Raw genomic sequence first — 21,284 nt, 5'->3', positions numbered from 1 at the left:
AGGCAGGCGCGCCCTTAGTTGTGATTCGGTTCAGTTCCTTCACACACGGGTGCAGTGTCAGGGGGAGAAGAACCGTGCACAACTGGCAAAATTACCAGCTGTGCGGGACTTGAACTATTCATCAAACCCGCATCTTGCAGAATGTCGGTTGCCAGGTCAGTGAATATACGGCATCGGCTTGCTCGTTCGGGTCCAATGCCATGGCGGTGTTGATCCAGGCGAACGAAAAAAGAAGCAGGCTTGGGGTCAGTAGGCGCATGAAATAACAAAAACGAAAAAAGACGCCTAAGCGTCTTTTTTCGATGACCTAAGAAACCAACAGGCCTCTGTAGATCGATATTTGGAGCGGGAAACGAGACTCGAACTCGCGACCCCGACCTTGGCAAGGTCGTGCTCTACCAACTGAGCTATTCCCGCGTCGTGATGGGTGCCATTGTAGCGATATCCAAAATGGCGTCAACCCCTTGATTCAAAAAAACTTTTATTTCTGCTCCGAGCCTTCGCGCAGGTGCGGCCAGGCAGCCACCAGGTAATGCACCATCGACCACAGGGTCAAGCCCGCCGCGACTAACAACAACCCGTAACCCAGGATCACCCAGAAGGTTACCGCTGGCGGGTTGCCCAGCAGGATCACCAACGCCAGCATTTGTGCAGCCGTCTTCCACTTGCCCAGATTGGACACGGCCACGTGCGCCCGCGCGCCCAGTTCGGCCATCCACTCGCGCAGCGCCGACACCACGATCTCGCGACCGATGATGACTGCAGCCGGCAAGGTGAGCCAGAAGTTGGCGTGGGTCTGCACCAGCAGCACCAGCGCAACGGCGACCATGAGCTTGTCGGCCACCGGGTCCAGGAACGCACCGAACGGGGTGCTCTGCTGCAACCGACGCGCCAGGTAGCCATCCAGCCAGTCGGTGGCGGCGGCGACGGCAAATACGCTGCTGGCGGCCATGTAGCTCCAATGGAACGGCATGTAGAACAGCAGGATGAAAATCGGGATGAGCAGAACGCGTAGAACGGTGAGCAGGTTTGGAATATTCATCGGTACGACTGGCCGCGGGTTGAACCCGGCATTCTACTCGCTATGCAGGCTGGCATAAATCGACTCGGCAAGCTTTTTACTGATACCCGGTGCCTTGGCAATCTCGTCGACACTGGCGCGGTTGAGCTCTTGCAGGCCGCCGAAATGTTTCAGCAAGTCCCGCCTGCGCTTGGGCCCGACGCCTGCCACATCCTCCAGGCTCGACACCCGCCGGGCCTTGCCGCGACGGGCACGGTGGCCGGTGATCGCGAAGCGGTGGGCCTCGTCGCGGATCTGCTGGATCAAGTGCAGCGCTGACGAATCACCCTTGAGGGTGAATTCGTTGTGCACATCGTTCAGGTAGAGGGTTTCGAAACCAGCCTTGCGCGTCACGCCTTTGGCCACGCCAAGCAGGGTCAACTCGCTGAACCCCAGTTCCTGCATCACATCGCGCGCCATGTTCAACTGGCCCTTGCCCCCGTCCACCAGCAGCACGTCCGGCAGCTTGCCCTCGCCATCGCGAATGCGTCCGTAACGACGGGTCAGGGCCTGGTGCATGGCGGCGTAGTCGTCGCCGGCCGTGACGCCCTCGATATTGAAGCGCCGGTAGTCCGACTTGATCGGCCCTTCCGGCCCGAACACCACGCAGCTGGCGACCGTCGCCTCGCCACTGGAGTGGCTGATGTCGTAGCACTCCAGGCGCTGCGGCACTTCGTCCAGGCCCAGTACTTCGGCCAGTGCGTCGAAGCGTGCTGCCATGTGCTGGCGGTTAGCCAGGCGTGCGTTGAGCGCCTGCTCGGCGTTGGTCACTGCCAATTGCTGCCAGCGCGCACGGGTGCCACGCACACGATGGCTGATGGTCAGCTCGCGGCCGCGCAGGGCGTTGAGGGCCTCGGTGATGGCCGCGAAGTCCTCGTGCACCACGTTGACAATCAGCTCCCCCGGCAACTCACGCTCCGGGTTGCCGACGTAGTACTGGGAAACGAATGCCGCCATCACCTCGGAAACGTCTTCCTCGATGCCGACCTGCGGGAAGAAGTTCTTGCTCCCTAGCACACGCCCACCACGGACGCTGATCATGTGGACGCAAGCGCCACCGGGGTTGACGAACGCGGCAATGACGTCGACTTCGCCGCTGCCCCCTTCGATGTACTGCTGGTCCTGTACGCGGCGCAGCAGGCCGATCTGGTCGCGCAGTTCGGCTGCTTTTTCGAAATTGAGGTCCATGGCGGCCTTTTCCATCTCGGCATTGAGCTCATTGCCCAACTGCTGGCTGCGCCCTTCCAGGAACATCACCGAATGGCGTACGTCCTCGGCATATTCCTCGGCGCTGACCAGGCCGGTGCAGGGCCCCTTGCAGCGCTTGATCTGGTATTGCAGGCATGGACGGGTGCGGTTGGCGTAGTAGCTGTCTTCGCATTGCCGTACCAGAAAGGTCTTTTGCAGCACGCTGAGGCTCTCGCGGATGGCCCCAGCACTTGGGTAGGGGCCGAAGTAGCGCCCCTTGGCTTTCTTCGCGCCCCGATGAATGCCAAGCCGCGGGAACTGACCGTCGGAAAGGAATACATAAGGATAGGACTTGTCGTCACGCAGCAGGATGTTGTACGGCGGGCGCCACTCCTTGATCAGGTTCTGCTCCAGCAGCAGCGCCTCGGTTTCGTTGGCGGTGATGGTGGTTTCCACCTGGGCGATGCGGCTGACCAGTGCAGCGGTCTTGGGCGCCAGCCCGGACTTGCGAAAATAACTGGCCAAGCGTTTCTTGAGGTTCTTGGCCTTGCCCACGTAGAGCAGCCGCGCATCGGCGTCGAACATTCGGTACACACCCGGGCGACCACTGCAGGTCGCCAGGAATGCGCTGGCATCAAAGACTTCAGACATGAGATTTACAGGCTTGCGTCAACCATACCGTGGCGAACGGCCAGCAATGTCAGTTCGACGTCGCTGGTGACCGAGAGTTTTTCAAAGATCCGGTACCGGTAGGTATTGACGGTCTTGGGCGAGAGGCACAACTTGTCGGAAATGATCTGTACTTTCTGGCAGCCGACGATCATCAGGGCAATCTGGATTTCACGCTCGGACAATGCATCGAATGGCGAGCCCTGTGGCTGGAACGACTTGAGCGCCAACTGCTGAGCAATCTGCGGGCTGATGTAGCGTTGGCCGGCAAATGCCAGGCGAATGGCCTGGACCATCTCGTCGAGGCCGGCGCCCTTGGTCAGGTAGCCGGCCGCCCCGGCTTGCAGCAGGCGCGTGGGGAACGGGTCTTCTTCACACACGGTCACTGCCACCACCTTTATGTCAGGGTGGCTGCGCAGCAACTTGCGCGTGGCCTCAAGACCACCGATGCCAGGCATCTTGACGTCCATCAGCACAACGTCTGGCTTGAGCTCGCGCGCAAGCTTGAGCGCCGATTCGCCGGAGTCCCCTTCACCTACCACCTGCAAGCCGTCGATATCGGCCAGCATGCGCGTAATACCGGTTCGTACCAGATCGTGGTCGTCGACCACTAGGACCCTAATCAAGCACACACCTCTTCAGCAGGGCGATTGTATGACGCCACCTTAACAAAATTTTTCAAGACCGGCCTAGCGCATTGCTTTCGTCAGAAACGACTGACGACCTGGGTCCGAACCTATACGCCCCGGCTGCTCATGCCTGTGGTCAGACAGACGTTTCAACAGGTGAACAATCGCCGCCTTGTCGGCCTCAGCCAGGCCCCGAAGCGCGTTGAGCACGTCCGACTCCTGCGCACTAATCCCATGCAAGGGTACAGGGGTGCGTACCCCGTTCAGAACATACAGCGCATCAACCCCCCTGGCCGCTACCGCAGCCAGGTAATCGACACGTGGCATGCGCTCCCCACTTTCGTATTTGCCCTGCGCGTTGGGTTCCACCCCACCGATATCACCGAATACACGCTGGGTCATACCCAGCCGCTCACGTTCTTCCCGCAGCCGAGGGCCGATTCCATTCATCCGGGCGTCTCCTTGTCCCTGAGTATCTCCGAGCAGCGCCACGTCCGCACGCACCGCTGCCTCGTTTACAAAGGGCACTATGCCGCTGACGGCCGACTGGGACAAGGCATCATTGCCCTGACCAATCGATCCTGCGCTGCATGCGCACAAAACAATCATCCTCCCCCATTTCGATGAACTCTCGCCGCTGGTAAAGCCTGCGCGCCGGATTGGTGCGAAACACCATCAGCCTGAGCAGCGCCAAACGCCGTTGGGCTGCCCATTGCGCGAGCGTTTCGAGCACCCAGCTGCCAACCCCCTGCCCCTGGTAAGCGGGAAGCAAATGCAACTCACGGATGAAAAGCGCCTGGCTATCCTGGCTGAGACTGCAGAAACCCAACACGGCGTCGGTATCGGTGTCGGTCACTAGCCACTGCTCGCGCCACTGCCAGGCCTGGTCGAAAGCCTGCTCCACCCACAGAAGGTCGTATCGGTGGTAATAAGGCAGCATGAGGCGGCGCGTCAGGTCGCGGGCGAACGTCAGATCACTGTCAGTGGCAGGAATGAGTTGCAGCATCACGCGTTCTCCCGCTCAGGCAGGCTTGGCCGGAACGAACTCACGCCCTTGCATGGGCTTGGCGCTGCAATTTATCGGTATCGACACGAACGAACACCGAATCGGCCCTGACGGTGAGCACCCCATCAGCCCACACCTCGCAGATCACCCGGCTTTTGCGTGCTACTTCCCCCTCGACCCGAGCCTTGAGCAGCAGCTCAACCCCCATGGGTGTCGGTTTGAGGTACTCAAGCCCCAGGCGGCCAGTGACGCAATCGATACGCGGCAAGCTGCCAGGCGCCCGGCCTTCGCTTCGATAGTGATAGGCCATGGCCGTCCAATTGGAGTGGCAGTCCACCAGCATTGCCAGCAATCCGCCATAGACCAGCCCCGGCCAGCCGGTAAAGGTAGCGTCGGGGGTGTGTCGACAGACCAGATGAATGCCGTCTTCGGCCCAATGGCTTTGTACACGGAGCCCGTGCGGATGGGCGCTGCCACAGCCATAGCAAATGCCATCCGGGGCAGCCACTGCCTGCAGGCTCAAGGCTTGATCGTTCATACGCTTCCTGTGCTTGTTGTAATGAGGGCGCGCTACGCCCTCATTAAAGCAGATAGGTCACGCGGTTTGCAGACTCGCCTTGCCGGGGCGCCTGGCCAGCGCCACCACGAGGATGAACGTCGTGACCCCGGCTGTCATCAATGTCTCGTACCGATAGGCATCGCTGAACAACATGTACCCCAGCACCAGGACGATGGTGGCGATCACCAGCCAGGTGAGCCAGGGGAACAACCACATCTTCAGCTCCAGCAAGCGCCCTTCGCGCTCCGCGCGCGCGCGCATGCGCAGTTGGGACACGGCGATGACCAGATACACCAGCAACGCGATGGCACCGGTGGTGGACAGCAGAAAGCCGAACACCTTGCCTGGGAACACATAGTTGACCAGACACCCGGCAAACCCTGCCAACGTCGAGAGGATCACCGCGACCGTAGGCACGCCGGAGCCTGCAATGCGCCGGGTGATGGGCAGAGCCTGCCCGCGGGCGCCCAGCGAATACAGCATGCGCGAGGCGGTATACAGCCCCGAGTTCATGCAACTGGTCACGGCCACCAGCACCACCATGTCCACCAGCAGCTTGGCGCCAGGCACGTTCAGCACCTCAAGGACCCGTTGGAACGAGCCGACTGCCTTAAGCCCTGGGTCATTCCAGGCCACCAGCGAAACCACCAGGAAGATCGAAGCCAGGTAGAAGATCGCGATGCGATACACCACCAGGTTGGTGGCACGACGGATCTTGTCCTTGGGGTTGGCCGTTTCGTCGGCAGCGATGGTGACGATCTCCGCGCCGAAGAACGAAAAGATGGTGATCAGTACACCGCCCAGTACGGTGCCAAAGCCGTTGGGCATGAAGCCTCCGGTATCCCAGAGTCTGCTGACCCCGGACACGTCGGCCAAGGGCCAAAAGCCAGTCACCGCCAGGGTACATACGACGATGAAGGCAACGATGGCCACGACCTTGATCAACGCGAACCAGTACTCGAAGGCGCCGAAGTTCTTGACGCTGATCAGGTTGGTACCCGATAGCACGAGCATGATCAGGAAGGCGAACAGCCAGGACGGCACCCCGGGAAAGTAGGCATGCAGGATATCAGCGCCGGCGATGGCCTCGACCGGAATGATCAGCACCCAGAACCACCAGTACAGCCAGCCGATGGTAAAGCCCGCCCACGGGCCGATGGCCTGCGAGGCGTAGGTGGAAAAAGAACCGCTGTTGGGGTTGGCGATGGCCATCTCGCCCAGCATGCGCATCACCAGCAACACCAGCAGCCCGGTCATGGCATAGGAAATGAGGATCGCCGGGCCTGCCGTGGCGATGGCGTTGGAGGAGCCAATGAACAGCCCGGCGCCTATGATGCCGGCAATGGAAATCATCGATACCTGACGGGATGTCAGGCCATGTTGCAAGGAACGCTGTTTCTTGTTGTTCGGGGAAGCCATGTTGAACCCTCTGACTGGATCGCACGGTCATTTTTTGATCCGGGTCAGTATTGAGACTTGCCAGAGGTGTCACAAACGACGTTTTATCAGTACGTAATTCCTTGAGGGAATGATTAAGCGTCCTCCTACGTGGACTACGTTCCTTAGCGTGGCGTATGAGCCTCCCTTGCAAAAGGGTGAATCATGTTGTTCAAAGAGCATGACCAGTGCACCACTGATCACAGCCTCGGGCACATCAAGAACCGTAGGAATGAAACCAATCCAATAATTCGTTTGCACCCCCTGACCCCTAGGCGCTTGGATAGGCAGTACATCGCCCACAGGTCCCCGCCTCATGAACCACGACTGCATCAGCCAATCCATCGCCATCGTTCATCCCATTACCCTTACACATGGCCGCAACGCCGAGGTGTGGGACGACCAAGGAAAACGCTACATCGATTTCGTAGGCGGCATCGGCGTGCTGAACCTGGGCCATTGCAATCCAGCGGTCGTACAAGCCATACAGGATCAAGCCAGCCGCCTGACTCACTACGCTTTCAACGCAGCCCCACATGCCCCTTACCTTGAGCTGATGGCGCAACTGAGCCAATTCATACCGGTCGCTTACCCGCTGGCCGGCATGCTGACCAACAGCGGCGCGGAGGCGGCCGAAAACGCCCTGAAAGTGGCCCGCGCGGCGACCGGCAAGCGCGCCATCGTCGCCTTCGATGGCGGTTTCCATGGCCGTACCCTGGCCACCCTGAACCTCAATGGCAAGGTGGCCCCTTACAAGCAGCGGGTCGGCGAGCTGCCGGGGCCGGTGTACCACCTGCCCTACCCCAGCACCGACACCGGGGTTACCTGCGAACAGGCTCTCAAGGCCATGGACCGCCTGTTCAGCGTCGAGCTGGCGGTGGAGGACGTGGCGGCGTTCATCTTCGAGCCGGTGCAAGGTGAAGGCGGGTTCCTCGCCCTTGACCCAACGTTCGCCCAGGCCCTGCGCCGTTTCTGCGACGAGCATGGCATCCTGATCATCATCGACGAGATCCAGTCGGGCTTCGGGCGTACCGGGCAGCGCTTCGCCTTCCCACGTTTAGGGCTTGAGCCCGATCTGCTGCTGTTGGCCAAAAGCATTGCCGGCGGCATGCCGCTGGGTGCGGTGGTCGGGCGCAAGGAACTGATGGCAGCACTGCCCAAGGGCGGCCTGGGTGGCACTTATTCAGGCAACCCGATCGCCTGCGCAGCGGCCCTGGCCAGCCTGGCACAGATGACCGACGAGAACGTCGCTAACTGGGGCGAACGCCAGGAGCAGGCAATCGTGCGCCGCTTCGAGCACTGGAAGGCTACTGGCCTGAGCCCGTTCCTCGGCCGCCTGACCGGGGTCGGTGCCATGCGCGGAATCGAGTTTGTCCAAGCCGACGGCAGCCCGGCGCCGGCGCAACTGGCCAAGGTGATGGAAGCGGCACGCGCAAAAGGTCTGCTGCTGATGCCCAGCGGCAAGGCACGGCACATCATCCGCCTGCTGGCACCGCTGACCATCGAGGCCTACGTGCTCGAGGAAGGCTTGGATATTCTCGAGCAGTGCCTTGCCGAGCTTGGCTCCTGAAGAGGGGCTTAGAGACCCAGCTCTTGCGGGGTAAGCATATCGGACTCGAAGGCAATCCAGCCGCCTTCGAGTTCGGCGTGGCCGTTGACGATCGGGCCGTAGTAGGTCAGGCCATTCTCCAGGGTCACGCAGATGTGCGTGGCGTTCTTTTCCGGAGCGGCCAGCGTACCGACGAAATGCACCTTCTTGAGGGTCTCGGTCACCGCTTCCAGGCCCACGCGCATGCTGGCGTTTTCCGAGGCTTCGATGTCGCCGCCTCGGTCTTCGGCGCTGATGGTGATGGTGGCGATGTACGGGTACTGGTTGCTCAAGCGGGTCTACCTCGAAACGTGGGTGGGCATAGGGGCGCGTAGAGTACGGCAGCGGCCGCGCCTTGTCTCTAGCGTTCGCCCGCCGAACCGCCGCGGTGCAGGCCAACACAGGTGATCTGCTCGCAACGATCTGTTAGGGTGCCGGCCGATACACGCCCTAGCATAAGAGGATCCCGAGTGAGCGCTGAAGAACCCATGATCGCCGACCTGTTCGACGTCGACAAACGCCTGTCCCTCAAGCCGGTGGTCGATTTCAACAGCTACCTGCGCAATGCGTTTGGCGAGGGGCCCTGCCGCTGCCACCGTTGCCTTGAAGGCGCCGACCAGACGAGCTACGCCCTGGCGCACACATTCTCGTTCGACGGCCGGCCATGGCATCGCCGCTTCGCCAGTACCGCCGCCAGCGACGTGGCGCAAGTCTTGAAAAAGGCCTGGCTGTCGTACACCAAGGTGGATCTGACGCTGTCCGGCATCCTCGACCTGGCCACCGTACAGACCTTCACGGATGCAGCGCTGCACCCGCGCCTGCTCGCCCTGCTGCCCGCCAGCGGGCTGGCCCATGAAGCGGACGGACAGTGGCACCTGCAGGCCCCGGCTGACTGAAGCTCTGGCTTGCGGCCCATGCGGCGGGCCGCCGCCTCAGTGCTGTTCGCCGGCCCGCTTGAGCAGCTTCTTGCAACGCTCGGACAAATGCACCACCCGCAGGTGCTTGCCGGCCTTGGCATAGCGCTCACGCAAAGTTTTTAGCGCGGCAATGGCCGAATAGTCCACAAAGCTCAGGTGCTGGCAATCCAAGGTCACCTCGGCCGGGTCATTGGCCGGGTCGAACTGGTTCAGGAACGGCGCGGTCGAGGCGAAGAACAAGGTGCCGTGCACGTGATAACGTTTGTGCCCGTGCTCGTCCTCATGGCTGTCGGCGTACAGTTCGCGCGCATGCTGCCAGGCAAAGTTCACCGCCGCGATCACGATGCCGAACAGCACGGCCATGGCCAGGTCGGTGAACACAGTCACCACGGTGACGGCGATGATCGCCAGCATGTCGTTCACCGGCACCTTGTGCAGCACCCGCAGCGACGCCCAGGCGAACGTCTGTTGCGCGACCACGAACATGACACCCACCAGGGCCGCCAAGGGGATACGTTCGATCAATGGCGAAAGGAACAGCACGAACAACAGGATCATCACCCCGGCCATCACCCCTGATAGCCGCCCTCGCCCACCGGAACTGAGGTTGATCACCGTCTGACCGATCATGGCGCATCCACCCATGCCGCCGCACAATCCCGACACCATGTTGGCCGCCCCAAGCGCCACGCACTCGCGGTCCGGAAAGCCGCGGCTTTCGGTGATCTCGTCCGTTAGGTTGAGGGTGAGCAGGGTTTCGAGCAGGCCCACCATGGCCATCAACACGGCATAAGGGGCAATGATCTGCAAAGTTTCAAGGGTCCAGGGCACCGCCGGCCAGGCCAGCTGCGGAAGGCCACCGGCAATGTGGGCCATGTCACCCAGGGTGCGGGTCGGCAGGTCGAACAGGTACACCAACAGGCCTACGCCCAGGATCGCAACCAGCGCCGGAGGCACGGCACGGGTGAGCCTGGGCAGAATGTAGACCACCGCCATCGTCAAGGCCACCAGGCCGACCATCAGGTACAAGGGCACCCCGTGCAGCCAGCGCTCGCCTTGCTTGAAATGCTCAAGCTGGGCCATGGCAATGACGATCGCAAGACCATTGACGAAGCCGAGCATTACCGGGTACGGCACCAGCCTGACCAGCTTGCCCAGGCGCAATACGCCGAACAGGATCATCACTACGCCCCCGAGCAACACTGTGGCCAGCAGGTATTGCGCGCCGTGCTGCACCACCAGGGCGACGATCACGACAGCCATCGAGCCCGCAGCACCGGAAATCATCCCCGGCCGGCCGCCGAACAGCGCGGTCAGCGTGCAAATGACGAATGCGCCATAAAGGCCCATCAAGGGGTTGAGGTGTGCCACCAAGGCGAACGCGATGCATTCGGGCACGAGGGCAAACGAGGTGGTCAAGCCGGCCAGCAGGTCGGCACGTAGGCGAGCGGGTTTCATGGAATTCCTGGGTGACGGTCCAGAACGGACGGAGTGCGAAAATGAAGGCGCAATGTTACGGAATTTGTCAGGCAGGAGCCACCGATCAGCGCACCCGATCGCGGCTCTGCACCGCCAAATCCAGGGCACGCTGCATGTCCAGGCGCGCAGAACGCCCAAGGTCCGGGTCATCCAGGCGCCCGCCTCGCTCCGACGGCAAAATGGGGGCAGTCAAGTCCTCGGCATCCATCGCCTCGAAATCCTGCTGCTCGCCAAGGGTCAGCGCACTGCGACGTAGCAGCATACGCACCTGCGTCGGGGTCAGCGCCGGGTTGATCGACAGCATCGCGGCCACGGTGGCCGCCACCAAAGGCGTGGCATAGGACGTGCCGCAATGGGGTTTGGCTTCGCCGGAGGGGCGCAGGCATGCGGCGGCGCTGACATCCACACGGCTGTCGATGTTGGAGCTGTGGCGCTTGCGCACATGCCGCGGGTCACTGACGGGTACAGCGTGCTCACTGCGCTGATGGCCGCCCACCACCAGCAACTGTTCGGTGACGAAGGACGACGGCAATCGGTATTCGTCCGTGCCCGACCACGAAGCCCCATTACCCGCGGAATTCACCACAATCACATCCGGATGCTTGGCCCGCAGCCACAGGAAAAACTCCTCCAGCAGCTCTTCATAACCGCTCATGGCCAGCCCGGAACGGACCAGCGAGTCGACCTCATCTCCCTTGATGTTACGGGCACCTAGCCGGTGAATGCCCCAACTCCAGTTCAGCACCCGCACACCGTCCTGCACCAGGTTGACGGATGCGGCGATATTGGCCGTGATACCGGCGTCGGAATTACGGTCGACGATCACATCGAACCCCGGGCTTGCCTTGCCCAGCCCAGCGAGAAAGCCTTCATCCTGGGCGGCGAAAATGCCCGCCACATGAGTGCCATGGCTAGCAGACTCGCTGCCGTCCCTGGCATACACGCACGTCTGCCCGTGCTCACAGGCGCCGCGATAACGCGTGAAGCCTGCCGCATCGAAGTCCACACCCCTTTCAATCACCCCCACACGCACAGGCTGGACAGGGATTCTGGAAGCAGGGATGCGGCGCTGATAGTAGTACAAGGCGTCCATGAAGCGGTTCGCGGCCCATTCATCGGCCTGGGTGATGGCCGGTTCGGCGCGGTCGTCCCCCTCCTCGCCCCGCTCGGGAGCCGACTCTTCGACGATCACTGCATCGACACTGACCTCCGTACCTATGCGCAGGATCATGGCGTCCCGTTGCACCAGGTCGTGCACCGGCAGGCGCAACTGGTAGACGTTCAGCGGCGCTATGGCGCCTACCACCTGCGCGCCGTACTTGTCGGCAATGCGCCTGGCCTCGTGCAGACCGTCGTATTTCTCTTCTACCAGCACACTGACCAGATTCAGGTAGGTGGTCAGGCCGTCCATGTTCTTGGCCACCTCATCGGGGCCTGCGGCGACCACATGACTGCGTTGACGAGTCAACCACACAGGGTTGCTGGCCTGCCCGTTGACCTCCAGCCACAACGGCGCACTCGGTCCAGGCTGATCTCCAAGGGTCAGCGTGAACGTGTCACCTTGGCGCTCCAACGCTTTAGCAGGCACTGTCACACCCCCAACCTTGAATGTTGGCGGCTGTTCACCCAGCCCCGTCACGCGCAGGCACCACTGCTGGCGCTCAGTACTCAATACATCACCGCAGCGTTGCAGGTGCTGGATGCGCAGCACATCAGGCGCTGCCTGCAAACCGGCGCTCCACAAGCACCCCCATACGATGAACCAGCGTTTCATGACAGTCGCCCCCGGATGGCCTGTGATTGCGACCCACGACCCCTGCCAAGGTTCAGCCGCTGCCCTGTCCTTCGGGACCCTCCTTGTGGAAGCCGAGGTCCAAGATGGCACCACTGACGATCCAGGAATTAATTGCTGCGAAATAGCTCAGGAAGTCCAGGCGCTGCCGATGCAGCGATTACACTCACCTTTTACGGAGACCTGCCCATGTCTACACGCCCGCTTTTCATCTCGCTGGCAATGCTGGCCAGCCTGAGCGCACAGGCCGAGACTGAGGTCGTGCCGCTGCAGCACCGCAGCAGCGCCGAATTGCTGGCGCCCGCGCAAGCCTTCATCGGCCAGGACGGCACCGTCAGTGCCTTCGAGAACAAGCTCATCGTCAATGCCAGCCCACAACGCATCGGCGAGCTGCGTAACGTGCTCAAGCAACTGGACACGGCCGCCAAGCGCTTGCTGATCAGCGTCGACACCAGCGACAGCCAATTTCAGGATACCCGCGGCAACGCCAGGATCATCCGCCACGGCACCTCCAACCGCGACGGCGGCGTACAGCAGATCCAGGCCAGCGAAGGCCAACCAGCGCTGATTCAGGTCGGCCAGAGCATCCCCGTCACCAGCTCCAGCACCGATGGATACGGGCGCGTGCAGAGCGACACCCAATACCGCAATGTCACCCAAGGTTTTTACGTAACGCCGATGCTTACTGGGAACACCGTTCGCCTACAGATCAGCACCAATAATGATCGTATCAGCCGCGAACGTGCAGATGTAGTGGATGTTCAAAGCACCGACACAACCTTGACCGGCAAGGTTGGCGAGTGGATCGATATGGCCGGGTACAACCAGCAGAGTCAGGCCGGTTTCAGCAGCGCAAGCCATATCTACAGCACCGAGCGGGGAAAAAACATGACAGTGCGAGTGAAAGTCGATGTTTTGGACTGATCCCAGACAGTCTGCGGCCTCGACCAAAGGCCTCTGAACTGACTGATGAGTCGTATTAGACCAAAGATGTAGTAGACCTAAAAAAGCACTACAAAACGTTTGACAGGCACTTTTTCACGAGGGCATGATGGCCTCGCTCCCGCTAATCAGGGGCCCTGGCAAGGGCCTTCGGGGCGCCCTCTGTCACCTTGGAGGCGCCCTGTGTCCGTACAGCCCACAAGGCGGTTCGACGAGGTGGCGACTGCAACGAGCAAGTGGTTGCGAGGGACTCAAGTGCGTCACCGCCGTCACAGCATTCGCGTAGCACCGCAGCGAGGCATCCACGATGCCGACCTGCCGGGCACCGATGGACCTGACTGCCCGCCTTGCCCCTCATCCTTGCCCGATGCCGCCGTACCCGCTTGAACAGGACTGCCGCCAGCGCCCTGATCTGCCCCGAGCATCCGCACAATTAACCCAAGATCGATGCGACGAGGTTTACTTCCATGGCACTGACACGCGAACAGCAAATTGCAGCCCTTGAGAAAGACTGGGCCGAAAACCCGCGCTGGAAAGGCGTGACCCGTACCTACACCGCCGCCGATGTCGTTCGCCTGCGTGGCTCCCTGCAGCCGGAGCACACCCTGGCCCGCCTGGGTGCAGAAAAGCTGTGGAAGCTGGTTACCCAAGGTGCACATCCATCGTTCCGCCCGGAAAAAGACTTCGTCAACTGCATGGGCGCCCTCACCGGCGGCCAGGCCGTGCAGCAGGTCAAGGCAGGCATCCAGGCCATCTACCTGTCGGGCTGGCAGGTAGCTGCCGACAACAACTCCGCCGAGTCCATGTACCCCGACCAGTCGCTGTACCCGGTCGACTCCGTGCCGACGGTGGTCAAGCGCATCAACAACTCCTTCCGCCGCGCCGACCAGATCCAGTGGAAGGCTGGCAAGAACCCAGGCGATGAAGGCTATATCGACTACTTCGCGCCCATCGTGGCGGATGCCGAAGCCGGTTTTGGCGGCGTGCTCAACGCCTACGAGCTGATGAAGAACATGATCGAAGCAGGCGCTGCGGGCGTGCACTTCGAAGACCAGCTGGCCTCGGTGAAAAAATGCGGCCACATGGGCGGCAAGGTGCTGGTGCCGACCCAGGAAGCCGTGCAAAAGCTGGTCGCCGCGCGCCTGGCAGCCGACGTTTCGGGCGTACCAACGATCATCCTTGCCCGTACCGACGCTAACGCTGCCGACCTGCTGACCAGTGACTGCGACCCCTACGATCAGCCGTTCGTGATCGGCGAGCGCACCCGCGAAGGCTTCTACAAAGTGCGCGCAGGGCTAGACCAGGCCATCGCCCGCGGCCTGGCCTACGCCCCTTACGCCGACCTGATCTGGTGCGAAACCGCCAAGCCGGACCTGGACGAAGCCCGCCGCTTTGCCGAAGCGATCAAGAAGGAATATCCGGACCAGATCCTGTCGTACAACTGCTCGCCTTCGTTCAACTGGAAGAAGAACCTGGACGATGCCACCATCGCCAAATTCCAGCGCGAGCTGTCGGCCATGGGCTACAAGCACCAGTTCATCACCCTGGCCGGCATCCACAACATGTGGCATGGCATGTTCAACCTGGCGCACGACTACGCCCGCAACGACATGACCGCCTATGTGAAGCTGCAAGAGCAGGAATTCGCCGACGCCAGCAAGGGTTACACCTTCGTGGCGCATCAGCAGGAAGTGGGTACGGGCTACTTCGATGACATGACCACCGTGATCCAGGGTGGGGCTTCGTCGGTGACTGCGCTCACCGGTTCGACTGAGGAAGAGCAGTTCCACTGAGAGTGGGTTGCGGTTTAACGAAGGCCCGGGGCTTGTACAGGCCCCGGGCCTTCGTTTTGCTGAAGGTGGCCAGCTCAGGTCAAACCGAACCTGCACGTGGACCAGGGTTTCTTCGCAAAGAACAGGGGGGCTTCGCAAAGCGCGGCGAGTGCCTTAGCATTCAACACCTATCAGTATTGCCAGTTATTTACAGCAACCCCTTCTGTAAACCTTGCGACTTGCCCAATCAGGAGTCGCATCATGCCAAATATTTCCAAAGCCGGTGAGCTGGACCCTACGTTCGCTTCGAGGGGCCGCTTTTCGCACCATCAATACAATCACGTTGGCCCAATGGCCGTGCTCGAATCAACCGGACACATCCTTGTGTCCTCGGCGCACAGGACTGAGCAACACATCAAGCTGCTACGGCTTGACGCTGGCGGAGTGCCTGACCGTGAGTTTGGCACCGACGGAGTCGCTATCGTTGAATACACCGGTGCCTTGCGGGTCTTTCTGTCCACGATCATTACGGACGAAACCGGGGGAATCTATGTGGTGGGTGACTTCAACTATGCACCCGATTCTTATTACCCCGTAGTCTTTCACTTGCTCCCTGATGGAAAGCCCGACACCCAATTTGGCGAAAATGGGCAGGCCTACCGTGTTTACCGGTCGATCAGCTCTACACGCCAGCACCGGCCAATCAATTCAACCCCCGGCTCCAAGCACAGCAGTTCAACTACCCCGCGAAGCACCAGCGGCAGCATCTGGGACGGCGTCCTCTACTTCCATTCGCGCGATCATATTGTGGCCATCACGCTAAACGGGGACTTGGATACCGAGTTCAATGGCACGGGCTTCTGGGGCGCTGCACACGAGGGGCAGCCCGTGCTGCTGGGCGCGATAGCGGTGACTGAACAAGGTATTTATGCCGCGCACACGCCCATGCCTATCGAGGATTACCAAAGCCATGTGATCGTGACTCGCCTTGATCACCGAGCCAATGTCGACGAGACGTTTGCCGCGCACGGCCATTTGCAGTTGAGCACGCCTGGACACACGCTGCTGGCAGCGCGTCTTGAGCAGTCCACGTCCAACCATCACTTCGTGCTGGCGTGCCGGACCGACATCAATACCTATGATGAAGGTACCGCGCTCATGTCCTTCAAACGCGACGGTGCGCCAAACACCCATTTCAATGCGGGGCAACCTGTCATTATTCAAAAAGACCCCTCGGTCATGGCTTCCGTGCTGGACTTGGCCTTCGATGGACAACCGGGCGATCACGAAAAAATTTACCTAGCCGTGATGTATGAAGACGAAGCAGCACGCGACCCACTAGTCCTGTTGCGCTTCAACAGCGATGGCACCCTGGACAATAACTTTGGTACGGCTGGCTGGGCATTTGTCGGGGAAAGCGGGACGGCACTGAAGGTCAGCTGTCAGGCTAATGGCCAGCCGCTTGTCGCCTGCAACCTGAAGCTTGCGACAGACCCTCGAACCGGCCTCTATCTGGTACGCCTGACACGGTAGCCGGTCGAGTTGGCCGAGTCAGAGGTTATCACTGATAAGGGTGTGGCAGCTAAGGACAAGGCCAGTGGTTCATGACACGTGGACCTTTACTTGAATACAACTTGAGTACCACCGGTACGCCTGCTTTGTAGCAGCGGCTTGCGTGGCGCCAAACCACGCAAGCCGCTGGGCTAGGACATCTAGCCGAGAATCACTGCGCCATGCCCAGCTCGGCGTCATCCATCAATGCCTTGGCCATGGCGCTGAGGTAGTGGGCCGCCCAGATCATCATTGGCCTGTCCTCCGTCAAGCCGATGATGGTCAGTTCGCGAACGTAACCCATCAACTCTGACGACTGCTCGCGAGCATCCCGGCACGGTATGCCGGGCTCGATGCGAAACAACGCGTGCGTGACGTTTTCACCTTGGCAAAAAGTTGTTTGACCGACGGTGAACTGGGTGTCTTCTGTAGTCATGTTTGAATCCCCTGAGAATTTCCGACTGCATAGCCGACCCCTGATGCGGGCAGACCCGCTCCCGCCGTCAATGTGGAACATTGCAGGCTGCGGTGATTGTGTAGGCGTGGACTTACCCGCCAAAGGCCAGCTGTCGCTACACATTGATCAGCCTCAGTGCAAAGGCTTGGCACCGGCTGGCATCTGCACCTGAATCAAGGCCGACTCAAGCAAAGCCCGAAGCGCTTCGAGTTCATGCATCGAGGTCATCATGAGGATCGATGCAGGGGACTTGGGCTGTTGAAGCAAGGCCTGATGCACCACGGTCGCTGCGCAGAGTGCGTGGTCGGTGGCCTGGATCAGGGTGTCTTCGAGGGAATGAGAGATGCGAGGTGGATCGGGGACTATCTTCAACATAGCTATTTACCTTCTATGGCTGGCCACCCACCTGCTGTCAAACAGAAGGGCGGCAGCTGTACGTGGGTTGACAGACCGGCGGAAATAGCTAAGTTCCGGCGCACGCAAGCGTGCCCGCACGCACAGCCACCATATAGGAAAGCCGCGCACTATTTACCGTCACAGCCTGTCAAAGCTGTGTCGTTGATGAGCAACGTCAGGCCGAGACTAGAGCGCTACCCGGGCAGCCGCAACGGAAAACAGGCGGCAAGAGTATGTTTGGGAAATGCCCTACAGGGAAGGGGTTAAATCCGACATTCCAGTGACCCCGCGCCTAACTGCACCTGGCGCTGAGCCCACTCTGCGTGTGCGATGTCGCCTAGCGCGAGCGCTGCCCATCCAATGCGTGCAACCACGACGAGGAGCAATCAGAGCACCCTGGTCTATGCTTGCAGGCACAGCGCCACGCGCGACCCCACCACCGCAAACGCGCTTTAGTATTGACCCAGGGCGGTACCCAGCGGGTCGATAAGTGCTAGAACACGAGCTTTTCGCATTTGCAAGCAGAGGAAATCTGCAGATGAACTTTACAAGACCCAGAACGGACCAAATAAGCGGCGTCAGTCCAAATGATATTAATTATCATTACTCAATTCGTAATTCGTTACCACTCGCAAGAAACATAATTAACAAAAGCGCGCGCAATGCCCGAATTTCAAGGCTTTCAGCCAGTTACACGCCGAATATGTTGTTGACCCTGCGAATAAATTTGCTACGGAAATTTTACTTGGCCCGGGTTTACCCATAAAATCAGCAGGATTGATTCAGCTGCGACATTTGGTCACTGCAAGTGCGACACCACGTCGCCGCTCTACACTTATTTCAGACTGCAGAGCTGGGTCTCTGTATAAGGATTTAAAGCATGTCCGATTCGGCAGGACTCATCGCCCACAACTGGGGCTTTGCCATCTTCCTTCTGGGTGTCGTCGGCCTGTGCGCCTTCATGCTCGGCCTGTCCAGCCTACTCGGCAGCAAGGCCTGGGGCCGCGCCAAGAACGAACCCTTCGAATCCGGCATGCTGCCCACCGGCAGCGCGCGCCTGCGCCTGTCGGCAAAATTCTATCTGGTCGCGATGCTCTTCGTGATCTTCGATATCGAAGCCCTCTTTCTCTTTGCATGGTCTGTGTCCGTCCGCGAAAGCGGCTGGACCGGGTTCGTCGAAGCACTCGTTTTCATAGCAATTCTGTTGGCAGGTCTTGTCTACCTATGGCGCGTCGGGGCCCTTGACTGGGCACCCGAAGGTCGCCGCAAGCGGCAAGCGAAGCTGAAACAATGAGGCTTTGGCATGCAATACAATCTCACCAGAATCGATCCGGACGCACCCAACGAGCAGTATCCGGTTGGTGAACGGGAAACCGTCACCGATCAACTGCTCGAAGACCAGGTCCACAAGAACATCTTCATGGGCAAGCTCGAAGATGTGCTGCGTGGCGCCGTCAACTGGGGCCGCAAGAACTCCCTGTGGCCGTACAACTTCGGCCTGTCCTGCTGCTACGTGGAAATGACCACGGCCTTCACGGCGCCCCACGACATCGCCCGCTTCGGCGCCGAAGTCATCCGGGCCTCGCCGCGCCAGGCCGACTTCATGGTCATTGCCGGTACCTGCTTCATCAAGATGGCGCCGATCATTCAGCGCCTCTACGAGCAGATGCTCGAGCCCAAATGGGTCATTTCCATGGGTTCGTGCGCCAACTCCGGCGGCATGTACGACATCTACTCGGTCGTTCAGGGGGTCGACAAGTTCCTCCCCGTGGACGTCTACGTGCCCGGCTGTCCGCCACGCCCTGAGGCTTTCCTGCAAGGCTTGATGCTGCTGCAGGAGTCGATCGGCCAGGAGCGACGTCCGCTTTCCTGGGTCGTGGGTGATCAAGGCATTTACCGTGCCGAGATGCCTGCCCAGAAAGAGCTGCGTCGTGAACAGCGCATTGCCGTCACCAACCTGCGCAGCCCCGACGAAGTCTGATCCAGCGACCTGCCGCCGGTGCCCGAGGGTGCCGGCGGCCTGGCTTCATTCTTAACGTTGACCCAAAGCGACCGAGACCATGACAGCGGACAACGCTATTTACATTCCGCCCTACAAGGCAAACGACCAAGATGTGGTCGTCGAATTGCACAACCGTTTTGGCGCCGAAGCATTCGTCGCCCAGGAAACCCGCACCGGTATGCCCGTGCTGTGGGTCAAGCGCGCCCAACTCAAGGAAGTGCTGAGCTTCCTGCGTGGCGTGGCCAAGCCTTACAGCATGCTGTACGACCTGCACGGGGTCGACGAACGCCTGCGCACCCAGCGCCGTGGCCTGCCTGCCGCCGACTTCAGCGTGTTCTACCACCTGTTGTCGATCGAGCGTAACAGCGATGTGATGATCAAGGTTTCGCTCAGCGAAGGCGACCTGAACCTGCCCTCGGTGACCAGCATCTGGCCCAACGCCAACTGGTACGAGCGTGAAGTATGGGACATGTTCGGCATCGATTTCGCCGGCCACCCGCACCTGAGCCGCATCATGATGCCGCCGACCTGGGAAGGTCACCCACTGCGCAAGGACTACCCGGCCCGCGCCACCGAGTTCGATCCCTACAGCCTGACCCTGGCCAAGCAGCAGCTTGAGGAAGAGTCGGCGCGCTTCAACCCCGAAGCCTGGGGCATGAAACGTCAGGGCGCCAACGAGGACTACATGTTCCTCAACCTTGGCCCCAACCACCCGTCTGCCCACGGTGCCTTCCGTATCGTCCTGCAGCTCGATGGTGAAGAAATCGTCGACTGCGTACCGGACATCGGCTACCACCACCGCGGTGCCGAGAAGATGGCCGAGCGTCAGTCCTGGCACAGCTTCATTCCCTACACCGACCGTATCGACTACCTCGGCGGTGTGATGAACAACCTGCCGTACGTCCTGGCGGTAGAAAAGCTGGCCGGCATCCAGGTGCCGCAGAAGGTCGACGTGATTCGCATCATGCTCGCCGAATTCTTCCGCATCACCAGCCACCTGCTGTTCCTGGGCACCTACATCCAGGACGTGGGCGCCATGACCCCGGTGTTCTTCACCTTCACCGACCGCCAGCGCGCGTACACGGTGATCGAAGCGATCACCGGTTTCCGGCTGCACCCGGCCTGGTACCGCATCGGCGGCGTCGCCCACGACCTGCCGCGTGGCTGGGACAAGCTGGTCAAGGATTTCGTCGAGTGGCTGCCCAAGCGCCTGGACGAATACACCAAGGCCGCCCTGCAGAACAGCATTCTCAAGGGCCGTACCATTGGCGTGGCCGCCTACAACACGCAAGAGGCGCTGGCCTGGGGCACTACCGGTGCCGGCCTGCGCTCCACCGGTTGCGACTTCGACCTGCGCAAGGCGCGCCCTTACTCCGGCTACGAGAACTTCGAGTTCGAAGTGCCGCTGGCCCACAACGGCGATGCCTACGATCGCTGCATGGTCCGTGTCGAGGAGATGCGCCAGAGTATCCGCATCATCGACCAGTGCCTGCGCAACATGCCGGAAGGCCCGTACAAGGCGGACCACCCGCTGACCACGCCGCCGCCCAAAGAGCGCACCCTGCAGCACATCGAGACCTTGATCACCCACTTCCTGCAAGTGTCGTGGGGCCCGGTCATGCCGGCCAACGAGTCGTTCCAGATGATCGAGGCGACCAAAGGCATCAACAGTTACTACCTGACGAGCGACGGCGGCACCATGAGCTACCGCACCCGGATCCGCACCCCGAGCTACCCGCACCTGCAGCAGATCCCTTCGGTGATCAAAGGCAGCATGGTTGCCGACCTCATTGCGTACCTGGGCAGTATCGACTTCGTTATGGCTGACGTGGACCGCTAA

The 21,284-nt window shown here is 60.7% G+C and carries 20 protein-coding genes and 1 tRNA gene; 8 read left to right on the top strand and 13 right to left on the bottom strand.

The features are described from left to right. Positions 1-341 precede the first annotated feature (341 nt). From FS777_RS07015 to FS777_RS06980, 8 genes are all read right to left on the bottom strand, one after another. Positions 342-417: transfer RNA gene (locus tag FS777_RS07015), tRNA-Gly, on the bottom strand. 64 nt (positions 418-481) lie between these two features. Further along, positions 482-1,042, bottom strand: a complete 561-nt coding sequence (pgsA, locus tag FS777_RS07010) for a CDP-diacylglycerol--glycerol-3-phosphate 3-phosphatidyltransferase (protein WP_023534788.1) — start codon at positions 1,040-1,042, stop codon at positions 482-484. A 33-nt stretch (positions 1,043-1,075) separates the two neighbouring features. Continuing rightward, positions 1,076-2,899: an excinuclease ABC subunit UvrC gene (gene uvrC, locus FS777_RS07005; RefSeq protein WP_145254686.1), complete on the bottom strand. Its 1,824-nt coding sequence runs from the start codon at positions 2,897-2,899 to the stop codon at positions 1,076-1,078. A 5-nt stretch (positions 2,900-2,904) separates the two neighbouring features. Continuing rightward, positions 2,905-3,543 (bottom strand): UvrY/SirA/GacA family response regulator transcription factor, encoded by a 639-nt coding sequence (gene uvrY / locus FS777_RS07000; protein ID WP_027916239.1) that lies wholly within the window; start codon positions 3,541-3,543, stop codon positions 2,905-2,907. A gap of 63 nt (positions 3,544-3,606) precedes the next feature. Next, positions 3,607-3,996 (bottom strand): helix-turn-helix domain-containing protein, encoded by a 390-nt coding sequence (locus FS777_RS06995; protein WP_145254683.1) that lies wholly within the window; start codon positions 3,994-3,996, stop codon positions 3,607-3,609. Between the two features lie 109 nt (positions 3,997-4,105). Further along, on the bottom strand, positions 4,106-4,552 hold the full coding sequence (locus FS777_RS06990; RefSeq protein ID WP_230375219.1) for a GNAT family N-acetyltransferase: 447 nt from the start codon (positions 4,550-4,552) through the stop codon (positions 4,106-4,108). A gap of 40 nt (positions 4,553-4,592) precedes the next feature. After that, entirely contained in the window at positions 4,593-5,090 is a 498-nt protein-coding gene (locus tag FS777_RS06985; RefSeq protein ID WP_145254678.1) for a PaaI family thioesterase, read from the bottom strand. Positions 5,091-5,147: 57 nt separating this feature from the next. Continuing rightward, positions 5,148-6,530, bottom strand: coding sequence for an amino acid permease (locus tag FS777_RS06980; protein WP_100851900.1), 1,383 nt, complete (start codon positions 6,528-6,530; stop codon positions 5,148-5,150). 334 nt (positions 6,531-6,864) lie between these two features. Here FS777_RS06980 and FS777_RS06975 point away from each other — a divergent pair, with 334 nt between their 5' ends. Next, the gene (locus FS777_RS06975; RefSeq protein ID WP_145254674.1) at positions 6,865-8,118 is read left to right on the top strand and encodes an aspartate aminotransferase family protein; all 1,254 of its coding nucleotides are present in this window, start codon (positions 6,865-6,867) and stop codon (positions 8,116-8,118) included. An 8-nt stretch (positions 8,119-8,126) separates the two neighbouring features. Here FS777_RS06975 and FS777_RS06970 read toward each other — a convergent pair whose 3' ends face one another. Further along, on the bottom strand, positions 8,127-8,429 hold the full coding sequence (locus tag FS777_RS06970; protein WP_027916244.1) for a hypothetical protein: 303 nt from the start codon (positions 8,427-8,429) through the stop codon (positions 8,127-8,129). Between the two features lie 177 nt (positions 8,430-8,606). On the opposite strand from FS777_RS06970, the gene FS777_RS06965 reads away from it, so the two are divergent. Then, on the top strand, positions 8,607-9,032 hold the full coding sequence (locus FS777_RS06965) for a hypothetical protein (protein WP_145254671.1): 426 nt from the start codon (positions 8,607-8,609) through the stop codon (positions 9,030-9,032). A gap of 36 nt (positions 9,033-9,068) precedes the next feature. On the opposite strand, the gene FS777_RS06960 is transcribed toward FS777_RS06965, so the two are convergent. Together FS777_RS06960 and FS777_RS06955 are read right to left on the bottom strand one after the other, a co-directional pair. Further along, positions 9,069-10,511, bottom strand: a complete 1,443-nt coding sequence (locus FS777_RS06960; protein ID WP_145254668.1) for a SulP family inorganic anion transporter — start codon at positions 10,509-10,511, stop codon at positions 9,069-9,071. A gap of 85 nt (positions 10,512-10,596) precedes the next feature. Next, positions 10,597-12,306, bottom strand: a complete 1,710-nt coding sequence (locus FS777_RS06955; protein WP_145254665.1) for a S8/S53 family peptidase — start codon at positions 12,304-12,306, stop codon at positions 10,597-10,599. A gap of 207 nt (positions 12,307-12,513) precedes the next feature. Here FS777_RS06955 and FS777_RS06950 point away from each other — a divergent pair, with 207 nt between their 5' ends. The 3 genes from FS777_RS06950 (at position 12,514) to FS777_RS06940 (ending at position 16,571) form a co-directional block, all read left to right on the top strand. Then, a complete protein-coding gene (locus FS777_RS06950; protein ID WP_145254662.1) occupies positions 12,514-13,248 on the top strand; it encodes a secretin N-terminal domain-containing protein in 735 nt (244 codons plus the stop codon). Between the two features lie 485 nt (positions 13,249-13,733). Beyond that, a complete protein-coding gene (aceA, locus tag FS777_RS06945) occupies positions 13,734-15,059 on the top strand; it encodes an isocitrate lyase (RefSeq protein ID WP_023534769.1) in 1,326 nt (441 codons plus the stop codon). Positions 15,060-15,299: 240 nt separating this feature from the next. Then, positions 15,300-16,571 carry a hypothetical protein gene (locus FS777_RS06940; RefSeq protein WP_145254659.1) on the top strand — a complete coding sequence of 424 codons (1,272 nt, stop codon included), beginning with the start codon at positions 15,300-15,302 and terminating at the stop codon, positions 16,569-16,571. A gap of 190 nt (positions 16,572-16,761) precedes the next feature. Here the strand turns inward: FS777_RS06940 and FS777_RS06935 are convergent, their stop codons facing one another. Together FS777_RS06935 and FS777_RS06930 are read right to left on the bottom strand one after the other, a co-directional pair. After that, positions 16,762-17,025: a DUF3077 domain-containing protein gene (locus FS777_RS06935; protein WP_145254656.1), complete on the bottom strand. Its 264-nt coding sequence runs from the start codon at positions 17,023-17,025 to the stop codon at positions 16,762-16,764. A gap of 153 nt (positions 17,026-17,178) precedes the next feature. Beyond that, positions 17,179-17,421, bottom strand: a complete 243-nt coding sequence (locus FS777_RS06930; RefSeq protein ID WP_058639792.1) for a hypothetical protein — start codon at positions 17,419-17,421, stop codon at positions 17,179-17,181. A gap of 901 nt (positions 17,422-18,322) precedes the next feature. Between FS777_RS06930 and FS777_RS06925 the strand changes: the two genes are divergently transcribed. The 3 genes from FS777_RS06925 to nuoC all read left to right on the top strand — a co-directional run bounded on the left by FS777_RS06925 (position 18,323) and on the right by nuoC (position 21,284). Beyond that, positions 18,323-18,736 (top strand): NADH-quinone oxidoreductase subunit A, encoded by a 414-nt coding sequence (locus FS777_RS06925; protein WP_008096178.1) that lies wholly within the window; start codon positions 18,323-18,325, stop codon positions 18,734-18,736. Positions 18,737-18,745: 9 nt separating this feature from the next. After that, the gene (locus FS777_RS06920) at positions 18,746-19,423 is read left to right on the top strand and encodes an NADH-quinone oxidoreductase subunit B family protein (protein ID WP_023534774.1); all 678 of its coding nucleotides are present in this window, start codon (positions 18,746-18,748) and stop codon (positions 19,421-19,423) included. A gap of 79 nt (positions 19,424-19,502) precedes the next feature. After that, entirely contained in the window at positions 19,503-21,284 is a 1,782-nt protein-coding gene (gene nuoC / locus FS777_RS06915) for an NADH-quinone oxidoreductase subunit C/D (protein WP_023534867.1), read from the top strand.

Source organism: Pseudomonas sp. DE0157, assembly GCF_007678615.1.
Lineage (GTDB): Bacteria > Pseudomonadota > Gammaproteobacteria > Pseudomonadales > Pseudomonadaceae > Aquipseudomonas > Aquipseudomonas parafulva_B.
Note: the sequence above shows the minus strand (reverse complement) of the source record. Positions and strands in the feature narration are given on the sequence as shown.

What these genes read in the sequence shown, in the direction of transcription:
- pgsA (WP_023534788.1), bottom strand. Translation starts at nt 1,042, where the DNA reads ATGAATATTCCAAACCTGCTCACCGTTCTACGCGTTCTGCTCATCCCG.
- uvrC (WP_145254686.1), bottom strand. Translation starts at nt 2,899, where the DNA reads ATGTCTGAAGTCTTTGATGCCAGCGCATTCCTGGCGACCTGCAGTGGT.
- FS777_RS06995 (WP_145254683.1), bottom strand. Translation starts at nt 3,996, where the DNA reads ATGAATGGAATCGGCCCTCGGCTGCGGGAAGAACGTGAGCGGCTGGGT.
- FS777_RS06990 (WP_230375219.1), bottom strand. Translation starts at nt 4,552, where the DNA reads ATGCTGCAACTCATTCCTGCCACTGACAGTGATCTGACGTTCGCCCGC.
- FS777_RS06985 (WP_145254678.1), bottom strand. Translation starts at nt 5,090, where the DNA reads ATGAACGATCAAGCCTTGAGCCTGCAGGCAGTGGCTGCCCCGGATGGC.
- FS777_RS06980 (WP_100851900.1), bottom strand. Translation starts at nt 6,530, where the DNA reads ATGGCTTCCCCGAACAACAAGAAACAGCGTTCCTTGCAACATGGCCTG.
- FS777_RS06975 (WP_145254674.1), top strand. Translation starts at nt 6,865, where the DNA reads ATGAACCACGACTGCATCAGCCAATCCATCGCCATCGTTCATCCCATT.
- FS777_RS06960 (WP_145254668.1), bottom strand. Translation starts at nt 10,511, where the DNA reads ATGAAACCCGCTCGCCTACGTGCCGACCTGCTGGCCGGCTTGACCACC.
- FS777_RS06955 (WP_145254665.1), bottom strand. Translation starts at nt 12,306, where the DNA reads ATGAAACGCTGGTTCATCGTATGGGGGTGCTTGTGGAGCGCCGGTTTG.
- FS777_RS06950 (WP_145254662.1), top strand. Translation starts at nt 12,514, where the DNA reads ATGTCTACACGCCCGCTTTTCATCTCGCTGGCAATGCTGGCCAGCCTG.
- aceA (WP_023534769.1), top strand. Translation starts at nt 13,734, where the DNA reads ATGGCACTGACACGCGAACAGCAAATTGCAGCCCTTGAGAAAGACTGG.
- FS777_RS06940 (WP_145254659.1), top strand. Translation starts at nt 15,300, where the DNA reads ATGCCAAATATTTCCAAAGCCGGTGAGCTGGACCCTACGTTCGCTTCG.
- FS777_RS06935 (WP_145254656.1), bottom strand. Translation starts at nt 17,025, where the DNA reads ATGACTACAGAAGACACCCAGTTCACCGTCGGTCAAACAACTTTTTGC.
- FS777_RS06930 (WP_058639792.1), bottom strand. Translation starts at nt 17,421, where the DNA reads ATGTTGAAGATAGTCCCCGATCCACCTCGCATCTCTCATTCCCTCGAA.
- FS777_RS06925 (WP_008096178.1), top strand. Translation starts at nt 18,323, where the DNA reads ATGTCCGATTCGGCAGGACTCATCGCCCACAACTGGGGCTTTGCCATC.
- FS777_RS06920 (WP_023534774.1), top strand. Translation starts at nt 18,746, where the DNA reads ATGCAATACAATCTCACCAGAATCGATCCGGACGCACCCAACGAGCAG.
- nuoC (WP_023534867.1), top strand. Translation starts at nt 19,503, where the DNA reads ATGACAGCGGACAACGCTATTTACATTCCGCCCTACAAGGCAAACGAC.